The organism is Agrobacterium sp. ST15.13.015, from assembly GCF_027871645.1.
Taxonomy (GTDB): Bacteria; Pseudomonadota; Alphaproteobacteria; order Rhizobiales; family Rhizobiaceae; genus Agrobacterium; species Agrobacterium leguminum.
This window is the reverse complement of record NZ_JAQAHF010000008.1, coordinates 158,505-177,696: the sequence shown is the minus strand read 5'-3', so window position 1 is coordinate 177,696 and position 19,192 is coordinate 158,505. Positions and strand designations below refer to the sequence as shown.

Genomic DNA, 19,192 nt, shown 5'->3' with positions numbered 1-19,192 from the left:
GGTATATACCCCCACCGAGAGCGACAAATTATCACACCTTCCGTTCGCCCTTCCATCTCCAGACGAAGATGAATTGGAGTTTACCCGTGAATATTATGGCAAATGGTCCCGCCACCGCGCCGGACCAGAAAACCCGTTTGAAATCCATTATCGGCGGATCGGCGGGCAACCTCGTCGAATGGTACGACTGGTACGTTTATTCGGCCTTCACCCTTTATTTCGCGCCGGTGTTTTTCCCTTCCGGAAACCAGACCGCCGAGCTTCTGAGTGCAGCCGCCGTTTTCGCCGTCGGATTTCTGATGCGGCCCATCGGGGCCTGGTTCATGGGCACCTATGCCGACCGCAAGGGCCGCAAGGCCGGTCTCACCTTGTCCGTCACGCTGATGTGTCTCGGTTCGCTGCTGATCGCGATTACGCCCGGCCATGAGGCGATCGGCATTGCCGCGCCGGCCATTCTGGTTTTCGCAAGGCTTCTGCAGGGCATCAGCGTCGGCGGTGAATATGGCGCCAGCGCCACCTATCTCAGCGAAATGGCCGGCAAGAACCGCCGCGGTTTCTTCTCCAGCTTCCAGTATGTGACGCTTATTTCCGGTCAGCTTCTGGCGTTGGCGGTGCTTCTGGTGCTGCAGCGGGTTCTGACGCCGGAACAGCTCGGCTCCTGGGGCTGGCGCATTCCCTTCTTCATTGGCGGCCTTCTGGCGATTGCGGTGTTTTATATCCGCCGCGGCCTTGTCGAGACGCAGTCCTTCGAAAATGCCAAGACCGGCGCTGCCGACAAGCCGAAGTCCAGCGGATGGGCGCTGTTCAAGCACTATCCAAGGGAAGCGCTGATGGTCATGGCGCTCACCTCCGGCGGCACGCTCGCCTTTTATGCCTATACGACCTATCTGCAGAAATTCCTCGTCAACACCTCCGGCTTCAGCAAGGAAAGCGCCACGGAAATCACCACGGCAGCGCTCTTCGTCTTCATGCTGTGCCAGCCGATTGCCGGCGCGCTGTCCGACAGGATCGGCCGCAAGCCGCTGATGGTCGGCTTCGGTATTCTCGGAACGCTGTTCACCTATGCGATCTTCAGCACGCTTTCGACGACGACCGATCCCATCATGGCTTTCGCCCTCGTGCTGGTCGGCCTGTTGATCGTTACCGGCTATACCTCTATCAATGCGGTGGTGAAGGCGGAAATGTTCCCCGCCCATATTCGCGCGCTCGGTGTGGCTCTGCCCTATGCGCTGGCGAACACCATATTCGGCGGAACGGCGGAATTCGTGGCCCTGAAATTCAAGCAGATCGGCCACGAAAACTGGTTCTTCTGGTATGTGACGATCATGATCGCCCTGTCGCTGGTGGTTTATGTGAAGATGCGCGATACGCGGGCTCACAGCCATATCCACGAGGATTGAGCGACCACCATCCAGACCGGAAAAAGCCCCGTCCTTCCGATGGGGCTTTTTCTTTTTGGCATTCAGGCGGTTTCGGCGGGAAGGACGATGCGGGCCTCAAAACCGTCCTGCCGGCCCGGCGCCGGAGAGGAAAGCACCAGCTCTCCGCCGGCCTGCTCCACCAGGCTCTTGACGATGGCAAGGCCAAGCCCGGTTCCGTCCGCCGTGGTCTGGCCCCTGGTAAAACGCGTCGTCAGCTTGGGCAGGAGAGCCGCGTCGATTGTCGCCCCGGAATTGACGATGCGGATCGTGCCGTCCGCTTCGGCGACGACCTGCACCGGGCTTTCCGCCGGGCTGTGGATCAGCGCATTTTCGAGGAGGTTACGGACGATGATGCCGAAGGCATCCGCGCCGATCCTGCAGGAGAGGCCGCCTTCACAGCGATTGGTGAAGCGGATGCGGGATGAACCGATGGCCGTTCTCATCATGTCATCGATAACCAGTTCGAGAACGGGAATGAGATCGTTTGCCGTGTCGGTGACCCCGATCCTCGCTTCCGCGCGCGACATCTGAAGCAGTTTTTCGGCCAGGTGTGCGAGATGCTGCAGGGATTTTTCGATGTTTTCCACGCGCGGTGCAAGTTCCGGCGGTATGTCGGCATGCAGCCGCTGCGCCTGCGCCAGCGCGCCGGCAATCGGCGTGCGCAATTCATGGGCGCTGTTGGCGGTGAATTCCCGTTCCGCCTCGATTGCCGATCGCAATCGTCCGAGCAGCAGATTGACCGAACGGGCAATGGGATGGAGCTCGCCCGGAAAGGGTTGCGTCGGCAGCGGCGCGAGATTGCCGCCGTCCTTTTTGCCGATGTCGTCGCGCAGGGTCTGTATCGGTCGCAGCGTTCTGCGCACCACGACAATGACGGCGAAAATGCTGGCGGGAATGAGGATGAGAACGGGAAGCAGCAGCGCGGTGCCCGCCTCTTCGATTGCTTCGCGGCGATTGGCGAAGGCATCGGCAACCTGCAGGAAATAGTTTCCGTCCGGTGTCGCAACTGTAAAGATGCGCTGGGTCGCGGTTTCGGAAAAGCCGGGTTCGAGCGAGACCTCGAAAGGCTCCGTCGAACTGTCATGCGAATGCAGCACCACCTGTCCTTCCCGGTCGCGGACCTGATAGGTCAGATATTCCGCCCGTTCCGACGTCCGGTTGAGCTTTTGCGCGGCAGGCGCGGTGTTGTTTTCCCTCAGGTCGTCCACCAATAGCGGCAGCAGTCTTTCGGCGGTTTCCTCAACGCCGGCGTCGAAAATTTCGGCGAACTCATCCTGCATCACCATGACGCCCAGCCCGCAGGCGAGAAGCCAGGATATGGCGACAACGCTGGTCAGCGCCGTCACGAGCTTGCGGGTCATGCTGGTCGGTCTGGCCATTTCTGCCTGCTTGTAATTCTGCCTATCGGATGGTGTAGCCGACGCCGCGCACGGTTTCGACGCGGTCATGGCCGATTTTCTTGCGCAGTCGGCTGATATAGACCTCGACCGTGTTGCTTTCTATTTCCGCGCCGAATTCATAAAGCGTGTCGTGCAATTGCGCTTTCGAGACGACCGCGCCGGGATGTTCGACGAGTTTTTCCAGCACGGCCCATTCCCGGGCGCTCAGCGTCTGCGCCGTTCCATCGACCGTGATGTTGCGCGCCACCTGGTTGATCTCTATGCCGGGCAGGCGGATGACGGGAGCGGAGCGCCCTTCGTAACGGCGCGAAACCGCCAGCATGCGGGCGGAAAGCTCGTTGAGATCGAAAGGTTTGACCAGATAATCGTCCGCACCGGCGTTCAGCCCGGCAATCCGGTCGGAGACCTGGTCATGGGCTGTCAGAATGATCACCGGCGTTGCGTCATCGCGCTGGCGCAGGCTTTGCAGAAGGGTGATGCCCTCGCCATCAGGCAGGCGCATGTCGAGCAGGATGAGGCCGTAACCCATCGTCAGCGTCGCCGCCATCGCGTCGCCGAGTGTCTTGAACCAGTCGACAGCATGACCCGCCGCCGCGACATGGTCCCGCAGCGCTTCGCCCAGCACATGATCGTCTTCAACAAGCAGAACCCGCAAGACAGCTCCCTCTATCGCTTCGTCCTGCGTATCTCTTTCTCCGGATAAGCGTCAAGCACGGTGTTTCAGCTGTTCTGCCGCTGGGTGCAGCCGCCGAATACATCGAGCGAGGGATCATAGACCGAAGTGGAGACATTCATCATGCCAAGGATGCTGTGGAAATAATTGTCGTGCGAGCGCCCGCCCTCCGCTGCGGTTTTTGCGAGGCAGGCTTTGTTGAGCCCCATGGATTTCGCAAAGTCGTCGTCGAACCAGACGAGAAACGGCACATGGGTCTGCTGGTCGGGCGCCAGAAGATACGGCGCGCCATGCAGGTAGACGCCGTTTTCGCCAAGCGACTCACCGTGGTCGGACGCATAGATCATGCCCGTCGCCAGCCTGTCGGAACGGGCCTTCAGCTTGTCGATAACGGTCGAGAGGAAATGGTCGGTATAAAGAAGCGTGTTGTCGTAGGAGTTGACGATCTCCGCGTCGGAGCAGTTGCCAAGCTCGGCCGTGCGGCAATCCGGGGTGAATTTGCGGAATTCGTCGGTATAGCGCAGATAATAGGTCGGCCCGTGGCTGCCCATCTGGTGCAGCACGATGACGCTGTCTCTGGTGACGTTGTTGAGCCAGGAGTCGAGCTTGTCGAAGAAGATATCGTCGCGGCATTCCCCGCCGGTGCAGAAGCGGCTGTCATTGGTGGAGGGCAGGTCGAAATAGGGGATGCGGTCGGCCACGTTCTTGCTGCCGGTATTGTTGTCCAGCCATGTCGCGCTGACCCCGGCATGGACGAGAACATCCATAACGTTTTCATTGGCGAGCGCCTTTTTGTGGCTATATTCCGAACGCGGGAACTTCGAGAACATGCAGGGAATGGAAATCGCCGTCGCGGTGCCGCAGCTGGTCGTGTTCGGAAAATAGACCACACCGCGTTTTGTAAGCTCGGGATTGGTATCGCGCCCATAGCCATTCAGGGAAAAGTTCGCGGCCCGCGCCGTCTCGCCCGCCACGATGACGGTGATACGGGGTTTGCGGACGCCGCCCAATGAAGGCAGGACCTTCGCATCCCCGCCGACCGGGCTGACCTGAATATCGACTTCCTTGCCCGCCAGCGTGAAATAATGAATGGCCGACATGATCGGCGACAGTGGATTGACGCTTTTGACGATATCCTTGTGCTGGCGCACGGCGGTGGTGAAGGTCTTGGAATTGGCGAAGCTGATGATGCCGGCGATGGAAAGACAGATCAGGATGCTGATCGTGTTCCACAAAAGCTTGTCGAGGATTGGGCGGTGGCGCACACGCACGGCGGCGATGAGGAGGGACGGCACCAGTCCGTAAATCGCCATGTGCCAGAGAAAGCCGGGCGTGATCAGATTGCCGGCTTCCGCCTGCGTCGTCTCCATGGCGTTGCGGATCATGTCGCTGTCGATGACGATGCCGTAGCGATCCATGAACCAGGAAGCGGCGGCCGCCGCGAAGACCAGGAAGATCAAAAACGGCTTCATGAGATATTTGGCGGAAAAAATGATGATGAGGGCGCCGAGAAGGGCGGCCATAGCGGCATAAAGCGCGACAATGGCGACCGGATAGGCGGAAAGATAGGTGTGAACCTTCGACCAGAATGTCCGGTTCATGAAAAACAGCAGATAGGCCGCCGTCAGCAGGCTGAGCGGCACGCTGCCGATTTCCGGACGATATGTTACTGTTCCCGTCGCTTTCGCGGTAAAAAGAGCCACTGTCAGATCCACCAGATTTCCAATAGGCCGGCGGCAACGGAGACGGGGCGAAAACGCCGTCGTCCAGGCTGCCGCATGGGCCGATCAATGGCGGATGCGTCATTTTGCTGACATCAACCTGAAAGCTTGTCATGGAAGTGTCACACTCCGTCGTGGCCGTTCGGTGGTGGTGTTTGAGATTGTCGAGACGATAGAGGCCTTAATTGAGGCCCACGATGCCTGTGGCGGTGGTGCGCGTTGCGAATATGCGCGTGGCCCTGACCGGTAGCAGGCTGCCTGCGGGCAGGTTCTGGAAGGTCACCGTCGCCCCGGAAAGCAGGGTCAGGCAGAGATGGCCGCCATTGCCCACATAGATGGCGCGGGTGGGGGAAGAAAGCGGGTTCGTATCGTCCGGAACGACATCGAAAGCGTGGGATGCCGGAGATTCGAGGCCGGCGGCGTGGTGTTCGTAAGTCTCAGCCATTGCTGTCTCCCGTAAATTAAAATCTGCCGCGATTATGGGGTGCGCTGCGGCTGTGGGGAAAAGCGGGGACAGGAAATATTCGGACAGGATTTCGGCCTCGTGTTGGGCCTGCCCGCAAGAGCGTCATTCCTTTCGCAATCCCATGCGGTTACGCCGCCCCCGCCTGTTGCCGCCGATGCGGCGCAAACGGGTGATGGCGGATTTTTCGTCCACGGGATCGGCAGGCGGGCGGGTGCTGTCGCTTCAATTGCGCATATGGAGAATGAAGGCCCTGACGGCGGGAGAGGCTTCCGTTTTCCGGTGGGCTATAGCGAGGTCCGAGGTCGTGGAACTGGCCGCAAGCGGCACGTAGCGCACACCGGGCAACCTCAGGCAATTAAGCGAGCGCGGCACCAGCGCGACGCCGAGGCCGATGGCCACCATGCTAGTAATCGTGGTGTAGTCCCTGCCTTCCGGGTTGATCGCCGGCTGGAACCCGGCTTCATTGCAGGCTTCTATCGTATTGTAATGAAAGCCGACATCCGGTGGTTGCCGCGGGGTAATGAAGGTCTCGCCGGCAAGGTTTTTCAGATCGACCTGCAGCGCAAACGCCAGGGGATGGTTTTCAGGAAGTGCGGCCATCAGCGGTTCGCGCAGCACCACATGGGTTGTCACACCTTCCGGAACAGGCGCGGGCGGGCGGATGAAGGCGAAGTCCAGATTGCCGTCGGCAATCTTGGCCAGTTGCAGCCGCATCTCCATCTCGATCAATTGAAGCTCCACATCGGGATGGGAAGCACGGAAACTGGCGATGGATCGGATCATCAGGCCGGAATAGGCGGCCGAGGCGACATAACCGATGGAAATGCGCCCGGTTTCGCCGCGGTCGACGCGTTTGAGCGCCGCAAGCGTCGCCTCGGCATTGGCGAGGATCTTCCGGGCATCCTCGTAGAGAAGCTGTCCGGGCGTGGTCAGCTTCACCGAGCGGCGCGTCCGGTCGAGAAGCGGCATGCCGACAATCTGTTCGAGCGCCATGATCTGCTGGCTCAAGCCCGGTTGGGCAATGCCGAGGCGGGCGGCGGCGCGCTCGAAATTGCGCTCATCCACCAGCGTGGTGAAATAGCGCAGGTGGCGCAATTCGAATGTTTCTGCCCGGCTTGCCGGTTTCCTGCCCATCGTCACGGCCTTTCCGGCAGATTTGAATAATTCCAAGCTATTATCGCCGTGAGTTTTCATAATCAATAGTTCTGAAAAAAACCGGCTGCGCTTATTGGATCACAATCCGTCCCTTGCGTAATAAGATGACTTAAATTCTCCAGAAAAATACCGCCTTATGGTGGCGCAGGTGACGAGGGGTCTTGGGGTGCAGGGAAAAACCAAACACATTTCCATTCTGGCTGGCGGTTGCGCCGTCATCGCTTATGTGGCGTTTTTGGCCCCGGCTTCCGCCCTTGCGCAGGAGGCGGGTACGACGGTGCTGCAGACCATCACCGTGGAGGGCGCCAAAAATCAGGATCCCAAGGCGCCGGTGAAAGGCTATGTGGCGAAAACCAGCGCCAGCGCCACCAAGACGGGGCGATCCCTGATCGAGACGCCGCAATCCGTATCCGTCATCACCAAGGACCAGATGGATGCTCAGAACGTCCGCAATCTCAGCGAGGCGCTGAACTATGTTCCGGGTGTCGTCGCGCAGCCGTTTGGGGCGGATCCGCGTTTCGATGCGCCGCGCATTCGCGGGTTCCAGGGAAACCAGTTGCAGTTCCTGAACGGTCTGCGGCTGATGCGCACCGCCGGTGCGCCCTCCTATGAGGTCTACGGTCTGGAGCGCGTGGAAGTCATTCGCGGGCCTGCTTCCGTTCTTTTCGGCCAGGGCAATCCCGGCGGCCTCATCAATCTCATCAGCAAGCGGCCGACCTTCGAACGGTTCGGCGAAGTCGGTGTGCAGATCGGCAGCTTCGACTATTACCAGTCGATGTTCGATATTGGTGGCCCGGTGGCGGATAGCGACAGTTTCGCCTATCGCCTGACAGGCCTTGCGCGCAACGCCCATGCCCAGACGGACAATTTGCAGAACGACCGTTATTTCATCGCACCGGCGCTGACCTGGCAGCCGGACGAGGATACGAAGCTGACCGTTCTTGCCTCCTATCAGCACGACAATCCGAGTTCGCCCTCCGGCCTGCCGCCGGCGCTGACCTATCTCAGACCCGGCAATATGCTGGATCGCAGCTTTTATGTCGGCGATCCGTCCTTCGATACGTCGAGCCGCAAATTCACCAATATCGGTTATGAATTCGAGCACCGTTTCGACGAGACCTTCACCTTCCGGCAGAATGCGCGTTATTCCAATTTCGACTGGTCCTACCGCGCGCTCGGCATGTCCTCGACCAGCGGCGGCATGATCGGCAATCTCATCCGCCGCAATGCGACGTTCCAGGACGAGTTGCTGAACACCTTCAACATCGACAACAGCCTGCAGGCGGAGTTCTCTACGGGGCCAATCGACCACACCCTGCTTGTCGGGCTGGACTACCGTTATTTCGACAATAACGTCAAAACCGAATTCTGGGCCGCGACGCCGCTCAATCCCGTCAATCCGGTCTATGGCGGGCCGATCAGCCTCACCTCGCGCACGCTTTATGCCGATGTGAAGACGGATATTTCCCAGATCGGCCTTTATGCGCAGGACGAGATGGCTTTTGAGAACTGGCGCGTCACCGCCGGCCTGCGGCAGGACTGGGCAAGCACCAGTGGCACGACCTTCAACGGCACCACCTACCGTTCGCTCGACAAGGACGATCACAAGCTGACCGGCCGCGTCGGCATCAGCTATCTGTTCGATGGCGGCATCGCGCCCTATGTCAGCTACGCGACCTCCTTCGAACCGGTGCCGCAGCCGGCTGTCGGCGATGCGCCGAAACCGACCACCGGCGAACAATGGGAAGCGGGCGTCAAATACCAGCCTGAGGGTTTCGACGGTTTCTTTTCCGCCGCGGTCTACGATCTGACACAGAAAAACGTCACGACGACGGTGGGCGGGGTGACGCAGCAGATGGACGAGGCGCATGTGAAAGGCCTCGAGCTTGAAGGCGTCGCAAGCCTTGCCGACGGGCTCGACCTGCGCGCGGCCTATACCTACATGGACAGCGAGGTCTCCGGCCGCGTGAATAACGGCAAGGAGCTGGACAGCACGCCGCGGCACGCCGCAAGCCTCTGGCTGGATTACACTTTCCCGGAAGATACCGCCCTTGAGGGTTTCGGCATCGGCGGCGGTGTGCGTTATGTCGGAAAACGCTATGGCGATGCCGCCAATACCTTCGAGATGAAGGGCCTTGCCCTGCTCGATCTCGGCGTGCATTACGAGAAGAACGGCTACCGCGCCTCGCTTCTGGTGCAAAACTTGACTGATAAAGAATATATTTCTAGTTGCTCCACTTTCGGATGCTATTACGGTGACGGAAGAACGGTTATGGGCAAGCTGACCTATCGTTGGTGACGCCATATCAAAGTGAAGCAGCAGGGGCATGACGCGCAAGGATCGATGGATGTCCCCCCTTTGGGGGCGGCGGGAATTTTTAGGCCTGCTCGCTGCTTCGGCTCTTGCTGGCAAGGCGCAGGCGGCGGTCACGCCACGCCTCGCCGCCATCGACTGGGCCATGCTGGAAACCGCCGTTGCGCTCGGCGTCATGCCGGTGGCGGCGACCGAGCTCATCCAGTTTCGGGCGGACGCGGTCGAGCCGGAAATCCCTGCAACCGTCGCCGATCTCGGCCTGCGCGGCGCGCCGAATTTCGAGCTTCTGCAACTGACCCGGCCCGATCTCATTCTGATTTCGCCCTTCTACACCCGCTATACCGGCAGGCTGGAAGCGATTGCCCCGGTCTTCTCGCTGCCCTTTTACGTGAAGGGCGAGCCGCCTTTCGCAAAGGCGCTGGCGGCGGTCTCCGCCCTTGGCGAAAAGCTTGGCAGGGCCGATGAGGCGCGCAGGGTTCTGGGCGAAACGGAAGCGACGCTGCAAGCCATGCGGACCCGCCTTGCCGGTTTTGCGGCGCGGCCGACTTATGTGATCAATATCGGCGACGCCCGGCATTTTCGCGCTTTCGGTGCGGATAGCATGTTCGGGGATGTTCTTGGCCGGCTGGGGCTCGCCAATGCCTGGGTGGATCGTTCGCAATTCACCTTCGCGGCCCCGGTGCCGCTTGAAAACCTCGCCGCTTCGCCCGATGCCCGCATCGTCATCGTCTCCGATATTCCGGTCGAGGCGCGGGAAACCCTGCGCAGCAGCGCCATATGGCGCGCGCTGCCCGCCGTGCGGGAAAACCGGGTGGTCACGCTCGGCAATGTCGGCCCCTATGGCGGAATCACCGCCGGCATGCGCTTTGCGCGGCTTCTGACCGAAGCGCTCTCGGCGCAGGGAGAAGCCCTGTGACGGCGCGGCCTCTTCAGCTTTTCTTCGGGCTGCTGTTCGTTCTGGCCTGCGGGCTTTCCCTGCATGCCGGCCTATTGCGGCTGCCTTTCGGTGCATGGCCCGGCCTGCCATTCGATGCTGCCACCATGTCGATGGATCAGGTGATTTTCGCCTTCAGCCTGATGCCGCGCGTGGCGGTCGCCATTCTGGCGGGGGCGATGCTCGGCCTGTCGGGCGCGCTTTTCCAGCAATTGCTGCGCAATCCGATTGCCGATCCTTCGACGCTCGGCATCTCGGCCGGCGCGCAACTGGCCATCGTCGTCGCAACCCTGTTCTTTCCGTGGATGCTGGATGGCAACCGCGCTTTGGTGGCGCTTGCCGGCGCGGCCGGTGCGGCCGGCATCGTGTTTCTTCTCGGCTGGCGACGCTCCTTCGAGCCGGTGACCATGGTGGTGTCGGGGCTGCTGGTCGGCATCACCGCCGCGTCCGTTTCCGCCGCGCTGACGCTGGCACAGGGCGAATATCTGATGTCGCTGGTCGTCTGGAACGGCGGCTCGCTCAGCCAGCAGGACTGGTCGAACGCCTTGTCCCTCGCGTTTCAGCTTGTTGCCGGGCTCGTTCTGACCGGCCTGCTGATTAAGCCGCTGACGGTCCTCGGTCTCGGCGATGCCGGTGCGCGATCGCTCGGCGTCTCGCTGTTTTCGATCAGGCTGGCGGTTGCCGCCGTCGCGGTCATGCTGGCCGCCTTCGTTGCTTCGGCGGTCGGTCTCGTCAGCTTCATCGGCCTTGCAGCACCTGCGCTCACCCGGGCGCTCGGTGTGCGGCGTTCGTCTTCGGTGCTCCTGGTTTCCCCGCTTCTGGGCGGACTGCTGCTGTGGTTCTGCGACGGTCTCGTGCAGCTTCTGGCAAGCAAGACGGCTGAAGTTTTTCCGACTGGCGCGGTAACGGCCCTCATCGGCGGCCCGCTGCTTCTGTGGCTGCTGCCGAAAATCCGGCCGACCGATGTGCAGCGCGGTGAAGGCGTCGAGCTGGCGACAAGACGCCGGCTTACGGCCCTGCTGCCGGTGCTGGCCGTCATGGCGGGGCTGGTCTTTGCAGCGCTTGCCATCGGCAAGGGGCCCGATGGCTGGACGGTGCTGAAGGCTGACGATCTGCAAAGCCTGCTGCCGTTCCGCTGGCCGCGGCTGGTGGCGGCCGTGGCCGCAGGCGGACTTTTGGCCATGGCGGGCGCGCTTCTCCAGCGGCTTACCGGCAATCCCATGGCAAGCCCGGAGGTGATCGGCGTCAGCGGCGGTGCCGGCCTCGGTTTTGCCGCCGCCATCACGATTTTTCCGGCCGCCGGTCTTTTCGAACTGTTTTGCGGCGCAGGCATTGGCTCTGCGGCCGTCATGATCCTCGTCCTGCTGTTTTCCATGCGCCGGCACCTGGCGCCGGAAAAAATCCTGCTCGCGGGCATTGCCATCAGTTCGCTCTGCTCGGCCGTTCTCTCGGCGCTGCTTGCCATTGGCGACCAGCGGGCATGGCAAATCCTCGCCTGGCTCAGCGGCTCGGGTTCGACGGCGACGCCGGCTTCGGCGATCTTTCTCGCCATTCTTTCCGTCGTGCTGCTGGCGGGGGCGTTATCGGTCACGCGCTGGCTGACGATCCTGCCGCTCGGACGCGATGTGCCGCTCTCCCTCGGTCTGCCGCTCGGTGCGGCGCGCGTCGCCGTCATCGCGGTGGCGGGCATTGCCACCGGGGCCGCCTCGCTGCTCGTCGGTCCCTTGAGTTTCGTCGGATTGATGGCGCCGCATATTGCACTTCGCGCCGGTTTCACCACGCCGCGCGACCATCTCTTCGCCTCCTTCCTGTTCGGCGCGGTGCTGATGGCGCTTTCCGATCTTGGCGCACGGACAGTCACCTTTCCCTATGAACTGCCGCTCGGGCTTTTTGCGGCGCTTGCCGGCGCGCCCTATCTGATCTGGCTTTCAGGCAGGCGATGATGAATTTTTTGAACGACGTACGGAGATGAGAACCATGGGTCAGGCAGCACTTGCCGTCGATTATGACGATATTCCGCTTTTTTCTCTCGACGGCGTGACCATGGAAGTGCCGGGCAGGACATTGCTGCAGCCGCTGACGGCCAATTTTGCGACCGGCAAGACCATCGGCCTGATCGGTCACAACGGTTCGGGAAAATCCACGTTGCTCAAGATTCTCGCGCGGATTCAGGAGCCGACGGCGGGCAGGGTCTCATTCGAGGGTAAGGCGCTCGGCGCATGGGGCAATCGTGAATTTGCGCGAAAGCTCGCCTATCTGCCGCAATATACGCCGGCCGCCTCCGGCATGCTGGCCAAGGAACTGGTGGCGCTCGGCCGTTATCCCTGGCACGGCGCGCTTGGGCAGTTCACCAAAGCCGATCAGGAGAAGGTGGACGAAGCCATCGAACTCACCGACACCGTCGCCTTCCGCGACCGGCTGGTGGATACGCTTTCGGGCGGCGAGCGCCAGCGCGTGTGGCTTGCCATGCTCGTGGCCCAGAACGCCGAGAGCCTGCTTCTCGACGAACCCATCTCCGCGCTCGACATGGCGCACCAGATCGAAGTGCTTTCGCTGGTGCAGAGACTGTCGCGCGAAAAGGGTCTCGGCGTCATCGTCGTGCTGCACGACGTCAACATGGCGGCGCGCTTCTGCGATGAGATAGTCGCGCTTCATTCCGGCCAGCTTATCGCGCGGGGAACGCCGCAGGAGATCATGACGCCGGAGACGCTGCAGCGCATCTATGGTGTCCGCATGGATGTCATGACCCATGCCGCCACCGGCTTTCCCGTCGCCTTGCCGCTTTGAGGTTGTTGCAGCAAAACAACGGCCGGCAACGCTGGCTGTTGATGGCGATTCCCCACGTATTTCCCGCCCTAACAATGTCTTAATGGCATCCTACCGCCATCAGACATTGTTAACCGTTCCGCTTTCATCGCCTCCAATTAAGTTGTTTTGGATCGATTTCAGGGAACAAACGTTAACAGTGCGGAATTCAATATCCGGAGAGGGCAAGAAGGGCTGCTGCGGGTAGGAATAAAACAGGAGAAAATCAGATGAAAAAGGCTGTTGCCGTAACTTTTGCCGCATTGACGATGGGCCTCGGCGGAACCGCATCCGCCCTCGCTGCCGACCTCGCGAGATATGAGCCGGCTCCGCAGGAGCAGGACGATCGCAACGGCGTCAAGATCGGTTACCTCACCTGCGATATCGGCGGCGGCGTCGGTTACGTTCTCGGCTCGGCCAAGGAACTGGATTGCACCTTCCAGTCCACCATGGGCGCCCGTCGCACCGACCATTACACCGGCGCCATCCGCAAGATGGGTGTCGACCTCGGCTTCACCACGCAGGGCCGTCTGGTCTGGGCCGTTTTCGCCCCGACCGCCGGTTACCACCGCGGTTCGCTCGGCGGCCTTTATCAGGGCGCAACGGCTGAAGTCACCGTCGGTCTCGGCGTCGGCACCAACGTTCTCGTTGGCGGCACGTCCGGCTCCATCCAGCTGCAGACGGTCAGCGTGACGGGTCAGGTTGGTCTCAACCTCGCCGCCACCGGCACCTCCGTGACGCTCACGGCCATGAACTGATCGGCAAAGTGCCCGGCCCCGGCCGGGCATTCTGTCGCATGTCAAAATACGCCCTCTTCGTTGTCAGACGGAGAGGGCGTTGTATTATCCGGGCCATGATTTCCACATTCAGAAGTGTCGCGGCAGTAACCGTCTGTTCTTTCCTTTCGGCGACAGCCGCTTTTGCCGAGGGCGATGCGGCCCACGGGGAGAAGGTCTTCAGCCGCTGTTCCACCTGTCACAGCGTCGACACGCCACGCACCCGCATGGGGCCGCATCTGATGGGTGTCGTCGGCAGGCCGATGGCTTCCGTCACCGATTACGGCCACTATTCGCAGGCGCTGAAGGATGCCGGTGCGGCTGGCCGGGTGTGGTCGGAAGAGGAACTGCAAAAATTCATCGCCAGCCCGAAAAAGGCGATCCCGGGAAATGCCATGCGCTTTTTCGGGCTGTGGAGCGAAACCGATATAGCGGATCTGATCGCCTATCTGAAAACGCATCCCATGCCGCAATAGCGGTCAGAGCGGCGCTTCAGCGATAATCTCTTCCGCCTCTTCGAAGGTCATCGCCATGACTTTCGAGCCGATCTCAAAGCCGAAGCCGTTACGGGCGAAAGCGGAGAATTCCTTGGTCTTGCGCTTCTCGTCCAGTTCGACACGGCGAAACGGCCCGAAGGCGCGCTTGCGGGCGAAGATGACGGCTGCGACGAGATCGTTTGTTTCCTGAAGCGCGACGGCTGCCGTTTCCCGGGCGATGCCCTTGACCTGAAGTTTCTGCGCGAGCCCGCGTTTCGACTTGCCGCTGCGCTGGCCGCTCCGCACGGTAATTTCCGCGAAGGCCGTGTCGTCGAGCGCCTTGATGCCATAAGCGAAGGTTACGGCAAATTCGCCAAGCGCCCTGACCTGCGCCGGGCTGATATCATCGAATTTTTCCCGCGCCTTGCGCATGATGGCGTCGCGCAGCTGCTTTTCCGTCATCATGCGCTGTTCCAGCCGGTAGAGCGCAGAATTGCGCGCCCAGGACAGCATCCGGCTGGTGGGTTCAATGGCCGGCGTGTCGCCGTCCATCGCCATGTCGTCGGCCAGGAAGGGGCTGGAATCGTCGTTCATTCCGCTTTTATAGCGCGGTGAACCCGTCTTGCCAGTTCCTTCCCGGCCCGTTTCCTCCGGTTTTTCAGTAGCTCAAGGCGTTTGCGCGCCGGTTGCGGCGACATAGACCGAATAGAGCGATTTCGTCGCGGTGATGAACAGGCGGTTCTTTTTAGGGCCGCCGAAGGTGAGGTTCGCGACTGTCTGCGGCACCTTGATCTTGCCGAGGAGCGTACCTTCGGGGGAAAAGCAGTGGACGCCATCGCCGGCGCTGGTCCACAGGTTGCCGGCCGTGTCCAGGCGGAAGCCGTCCGGCAGGCCATTGTCGAGATTGCAGAATTCCCGGCCGTTGGTGAGCTTTACGCCATCTACCACATCGAAGACGCGGATATGGCGCGGGCGGGTGACATCGTGGCTGTAGGAACTGTCTGCAACGTAGAGCTTCGTCTCGTCAGGCGAGAAGGCAAGACCGTTCGGCTGCAGGAAATCGTCGATGGCGATGTCGATTTTTCCGGTTGCGGGATCGAGCCGGTAGACATTGCGCGTCTTCTGTTCGGGTTCCGCCTTGTAGCCCTCGTAATCGGACAGAATGCCGTAGGTTGGATCGGTGAACCAGACGCTGCCATCGGATTTCACCACCACGTCATTGGGTGAGTTCAGCCGCTTGCCGCCGTAGCTGTCGGCAAGAACGGTGATCGAGCCGTCGACTTCGGTGCGGGTGACGCGGCGGCCGCCATGTTCGCAGGAAACGAGCCGCCCCTGCCGGTCGCGCGTATTGCCGTTGGTGAAGTTGGAGGGCTGGCGGAATACCGAGATCCCGCCATCCGGCACCCAGCGCAACATGCGCTCATTCGGAATATCGCTGAACAGCAGGCAGTTCAGATCGGCAAACCACACCGGGCCTTCGGCCCAGCGGCAACCGGAATAAAGCTCTTCCAGCTCGGCATTGCCGACGATCAGATGGCGAAAGCGGTCGTCGTGGATTTCGTAAGGGGAGGTCTTGTCTGTTGTCATGAGCGTGGTCCGCTTGGGGGCTTGTCGTTATGGGTTCAGCGCGTGGCCTTGGGGCCGCTTGCCAGAAGAATGACGGAGATGATGATGAGGCCGGTGAGGATGAGGCGGATGCCGGCGCCGAAACCATAGGTATTCAGCATCGACACCACCAGGAACATGAAAAGCGAAGCGCCCCAGATGCCGGGCACATTGGAATCGCCGCCCGCCACCGCCGTGCCGCCGATGACGACGACAGCGATGGACATCAGCAGATATTCCGAGCCCATGTTGAGCGCAGCACCGCCGGAGAAGCTGGCGAGCAGGTAACCCGCGATGGCAGCAAGCACCGCGCAGAGCACATAGGTGACGAAACGTGCGCCGTCCACGGGAATGCCGGTCATGCGGGCGGCGAAGGTGCTCTGGCCGATGGCGGAAATCCAGCGTCCGTAAAACGAGCGGTCGAGCAGCAGCCAGGCGATGACCGAGAGCAGCAGGGCCACGAGGGCGACGTTCGGAATGCCGAAGAAACTTGACGTGGCGAATGTGGCCAATGTTTCCGGCGGCTTGATGCGCAGGCCGCGGTTCGACCAGATGGCGATGGATTGCACGATGAAGCTCATGGAGAGCGTCGCGATGATCGGCGGGATGCGCAGGAGCTTGATCAGCGCATAATTTCCGATGCCGATGGCGATGCCGATCAGGATGGCGATCAGCAGTCCGGGCAGGATGAGACCGTCGGACACATCCATGAATTTGAGCGCCAGCGTGCCTGACAGCGTCATCGTTGCGGGTACGCAGAGGTCGATATTGCCCGGTCCGAGCGTGATGACGAACATCTGGCCGATGCCGACGATGACCGAAAAGGCCGCAAAGGTGAGTGCGGCGTGCGACAGGCCGAAGGAGCTTGCACCGCCGGTGAAGAGCACGGTGACGATCCAGACGACCGCCGTTGCGGCAAAAGACCAGATCCATGGTTTTCCGGTGAGGGAAGAGAGCCCGTTCATTGGTTTTTCTCCCGCTTTTCAAGACGGTTGAGCAGAATCCGCAGCGCCAGCACGATGATGAGGATCGCCCCCTGCGCGCCGATCTGCCAGTCCGGCGAAATGCGCATGAAGGAGAGAAACGAACCGGCGAGCGTCAGCGTCAGCGCGCCGATGACCGCACCTATGGGCGATACCCGGCCGCCGACGAATTCACCGCCGCCGAGAATGACGCCGGCAATCGAGAGCAGCGTGTAACGCAGCGCGATGTTGGCGTCGGCCGATGTCGTCAGCCCGACGAGGGCGATACCGGACAGCACCGCAAAGAAACCGGCCAGCGCAAAGGTGGCGGCGCGTATGCCGACGACAGACCAGCCGGAGCGCTCGACCGAGCGGAAATTGCCGCCGACGCCGCGCATCAGCACGCCGAAAGAAGAGCGCATGACGATGTAATGGGCGACCACCGCGATCAGGATGCTGGCGACGATGGCAATCGGCACGAGCGGCGGTTTTGCCGTCATCAGCGCCCGGATGAAGGCGGGGGCCTGGCCGCCTGGCGAGGGAAGAATGAGGACGGCGAGGCCGCCCCAGACGAAGCTCATGCCGAGCGTGACCACGATGGAGGGCAGGGCGCGGATATGGATGATGGCGCCCAGCAATGCATAGACCGCAATCGCACCGGCAAAAATCGCAATTCCGAGGAGTGGCGTGGTTTGCAGGAAAGTGGCGGTCACACAGGCGCAGAAACTGACGAAGGTACCCATCGACAGATCGAGATCGTTGACCGACATGATCAGCATCTGCGCAATGGTGGCGAGCGCAATCGGCACGGCCAGATTGAACAGCAGGTTCATGCCGGTATAGCTCATGGCGCGCGGCTGCATGTAGAAGACGGCGGCGAGCAGGAAGGCGAGCGAGGCGGCGGGAATGATGAGGCGGAGCGCGTTTGCCGAGACTTTCATGCGTGGTCTTCTCCGGCAAAGGAGGCCGCCAGCACATTCTGCTCGGTAATATCGTCGCCGACGAGTTCCGCCTGGATGGCGCCGTCGCGGAACACATAGACCCGGTCGCAGAGGCGGATTTCGTCCATTTCGGTGGAGTACCAGATGAAGGTGCGGCCGTGGGAGGCTTCGGTTCTCAAGATGTCATAGACCTCCTGTTTGGTGCCGATATCGACGCCGCGCATCGGGTCGTCCATCAAAACCGTGCTGGCGGTGGTGGCAAGCGCGCGGGCGAAAAGCACCTTCTGCTGGTTGCCGCCGGAGAGGGAGAGGATCTTGTTGCCCATGTCGGGCGTGCGGATTTCGATGCGCTTTTTCCATTGCGCCCCAAGCTCGGTTTCCTTGGCTCTGTCCACCATGCCTGCGGCTGAAATATCCCTGAGCGAGGCGATGGACAGGTTTTTGAGGATGCTCCACAGCGGAAAAGTGCCGTTCAGGCTGCGATCGCCCGCCACGAAGGCGAGATCGGTCTTGCGCGCGGGCAGCCAGCTATTGTTGCGGGCAAGGTAAAGATCGAGAAGCGCTTCGGTCTGGCCATGGCCGCCGAGACCGGCAAGGCCGACGATCTCGCCGCGAAAGGCCTCGAAGGCAAGGCCTTCGCCCCGGCGAGCCGGCATGGAAAGCACCTTCTCGCCCGCCTTGCGGCTTTCACCCCGTCGCCTGTCCTGTTCCTTGACGACGCTGCCCATGGCCTCAACCAGCGAGCGGGTGGTGAAGTCGGCGGCCTTCCGGTCGGCCACCACCCGGCCATCCTTCATCACCACGATACGGGTGGCCGTCGAAAGAATTTCGCCGAGAATATGCGAGATCAGCAGAACCGACCCGCCCTCACGCACGAAACGGCGGACATAATCCATCAGCTGCTCGGCGAGACCGGCATCCAGCGAAGAGGTGGGTTCATCGAGGATCACCAGTCTCGGCGCGTTCGGTATGCGGCAAAAATTGATGGCGATTTCCACCATCTGCCGTTCGGCGATGGAAAGTTCGGCGATGGTCAGCTCGCAATCAATGCCGTGGCCTGGAAAAATTTCATCCAGTGTCTGGCGGATCGTCGTCAGCGCACGGCCGCGCCAGTTTCGCCCACCCGTGGCGGCATGCATGATGCGGACATTTTCGCTGATCGTCAGGTTCGGGCAGAGCGACAGTTCCTGAAACACGCAGCGAACGCCGTTCGCGCGCGCGGCGGCAATGCCATGGCGGTTTTCGTTGCCGCCATAGGAAACGGAACCCTCATGCGGCGTCAGCCCGCCATTGATGACGTTGACGATGGTGGATTTTCCCGCGCCGTTATGGCCGACGAGCCCGAGGCATTCCCCCGTGCGAATGACGAGATCGGCCCCATCCAGCGCTCTTACCGCGCCGAACACGACCTTCACGCCGCGCGCAGCGACGACTTCTTCCGCCTCGATGATGTCATTCATGAGCAACTACGCCAGTGATGTGAAAATCAGACAATGTGTGACTATTGCGGCGCCCTTTACGGGAGCGCCGCAATAGTCAGGCT

At 61.3% G+C, this 19,192-nt stretch carries 17 protein-coding genes; 7 read left to right on the top strand and 10 right to left on the bottom strand.

The features are described from left to right. Window positions 1-95 precede the first annotated feature (95 nt). Window positions 96-1,400, top strand: coding sequence for an MFS transporter (locus tag PIB16_RS14570; protein ID WP_065657420.1), 1,305 nt, complete (start codon window positions 96-98; stop codon window positions 1,398-1,400). A gap of 62 nt (window positions 1,401-1,462) precedes the next feature. Here the strand turns inward: PIB16_RS14570 and PIB16_RS14565 are convergent, their stop codons facing one another. The 5 genes from PIB16_RS14565 to PIB16_RS14545 form a co-directional block, all read right to left on the bottom strand. Beyond that, window positions 1,463-2,800 carry a sensor histidine kinase gene (locus PIB16_RS14565; RefSeq protein ID WP_065657419.1) on the bottom strand — a complete coding sequence of 446 codons (1,338 nt, stop codon included), beginning with the start codon at window positions 2,798-2,800 and terminating at the stop codon, window positions 1,463-1,465. A 22-nt stretch (window positions 2,801-2,822) separates the two neighbouring features. Continuing rightward, window positions 2,823-3,476, bottom strand: coding sequence for a response regulator transcription factor (locus PIB16_RS14560; RefSeq protein WP_020010073.1), 654 nt, complete (start codon window positions 3,474-3,476; stop codon window positions 2,823-2,825). 65 nt (window positions 3,477-3,541) lie between these two features. Then, the gene (locus PIB16_RS14555; protein WP_271045784.1) at window positions 3,542-5,209 is read right to left on the bottom strand and encodes a phosphoethanolamine transferase; all 1,668 of its coding nucleotides are present in this window, start codon (window positions 5,207-5,209) and stop codon (window positions 3,542-3,544) included. Window positions 5,210-5,396: 187 nt separating this feature from the next. Continuing rightward, complete coding sequence (locus PIB16_RS14550; RefSeq protein WP_065657417.1) at window positions 5,397-5,660, bottom strand: spike base protein, RCAP_Rcc01079 family; 264 nt, start codon at window positions 5,658-5,660, stop codon at window positions 5,397-5,399. Window positions 5,661-5,903: 243 nt separating this feature from the next. After that, window positions 5,904-6,815 carry a LysR family transcriptional regulator gene (locus PIB16_RS14545; protein ID WP_065657513.1) on the bottom strand — a complete coding sequence of 304 codons (912 nt, stop codon included), beginning with the start codon at window positions 6,813-6,815 and terminating at the stop codon, window positions 5,904-5,906. 157 nt (window positions 6,816-6,972) lie between these two features. Here PIB16_RS14545 and PIB16_RS14540 point away from each other — a divergent pair, with 157 nt between their 5' ends. From PIB16_RS14540 to PIB16_RS14515, 6 genes are all read left to right on the top strand, one after another. Beyond that, entirely contained in the window at window positions 6,973-9,135 is a 2,163-nt protein-coding gene (locus tag PIB16_RS14540) for a TonB-dependent siderophore receptor (protein WP_174000388.1), read from the top strand. A 28-nt stretch (window positions 9,136-9,163) separates the two neighbouring features. Then, entirely contained in the window at window positions 9,164-10,066 is a 903-nt protein-coding gene (locus tag PIB16_RS14535; RefSeq protein ID WP_065657415.1) for an iron-siderophore ABC transporter substrate-binding protein, read from the top strand. Next, window positions 10,063-12,027, top strand: coding sequence for a Fe(3+)-hydroxamate ABC transporter permease FhuB (fhuB, locus tag PIB16_RS14530; RefSeq protein ID WP_065657414.1), 1,965 nt, complete (start codon window positions 10,063-10,065; stop codon window positions 12,025-12,027). Before PIB16_RS14535 ends, fhuB begins: the two co-directional genes overlap by 4 nt. A gap of 34 nt (window positions 12,028-12,061) precedes the next feature. Further along, complete coding sequence (locus tag PIB16_RS14525; protein WP_065657413.1) at window positions 12,062-12,871, top strand: ATP-binding cassette domain-containing protein; 810 nt, start codon at window positions 12,062-12,064, stop codon at window positions 12,869-12,871. 248 nt (window positions 12,872-13,119) lie between these two features. Further along, on the top strand, window positions 13,120-13,647 hold the full coding sequence (locus PIB16_RS14520; RefSeq protein WP_003522107.1) for a DUF992 domain-containing protein: 528 nt from the start codon (window positions 13,120-13,122) through the stop codon (window positions 13,645-13,647). A 95-nt stretch (window positions 13,648-13,742) separates the two neighbouring features. Next, window positions 13,743-14,141 (top strand): c-type cytochrome, encoded by a 399-nt coding sequence (locus PIB16_RS14515; RefSeq protein ID WP_065657412.1) that lies wholly within the window; start codon window positions 13,743-13,745, stop codon window positions 14,139-14,141. Window positions 14,142-14,144: 3 nt separating this feature from the next. Here PIB16_RS14515 and recX read toward each other — a convergent pair whose 3' ends face one another. The 5 genes from recX to PIB16_RS14490 form a co-directional block, all read right to left on the bottom strand. After that, window positions 14,145-14,735 (bottom strand): recombination regulator RecX, encoded by a 591-nt coding sequence (gene recX / locus PIB16_RS14510; RefSeq protein ID WP_065657411.1) that lies wholly within the window; start codon window positions 14,733-14,735, stop codon window positions 14,145-14,147. A gap of 72 nt (window positions 14,736-14,807) precedes the next feature. Next, window positions 14,808-15,728: an SMP-30/gluconolactonase/LRE family protein gene (locus PIB16_RS14505; protein WP_065657410.1), complete on the bottom strand. Its 921-nt coding sequence runs from the start codon at window positions 15,726-15,728 to the stop codon at window positions 14,808-14,810. Window positions 15,729-15,763: 35 nt separating this feature from the next. Continuing rightward, entirely contained in the window at window positions 15,764-16,711 is a 948-nt protein-coding gene (locus PIB16_RS14500) for an ABC transporter permease (protein WP_065657409.1), read from the bottom strand. Next, window positions 16,708-17,649 carry an ABC transporter permease gene (locus PIB16_RS14495; RefSeq protein ID WP_065657408.1) on the bottom strand — a complete coding sequence of 314 codons (942 nt, stop codon included), beginning with the start codon at window positions 17,647-17,649 and terminating at the stop codon, window positions 16,708-16,710. Before PIB16_RS14495 ends, PIB16_RS14500 begins: the two co-directional genes overlap by 4 nt. After that, entirely contained in the window at window positions 17,646-19,109 is a 1,464-nt protein-coding gene (locus PIB16_RS14490) for an ATP-binding cassette domain-containing protein (RefSeq protein ID WP_065657407.1), read from the bottom strand. Before PIB16_RS14490 ends, PIB16_RS14495 begins: the two co-directional genes overlap by 4 nt. Window positions 19,110-19,192: the final 83 nt, after the last annotated feature.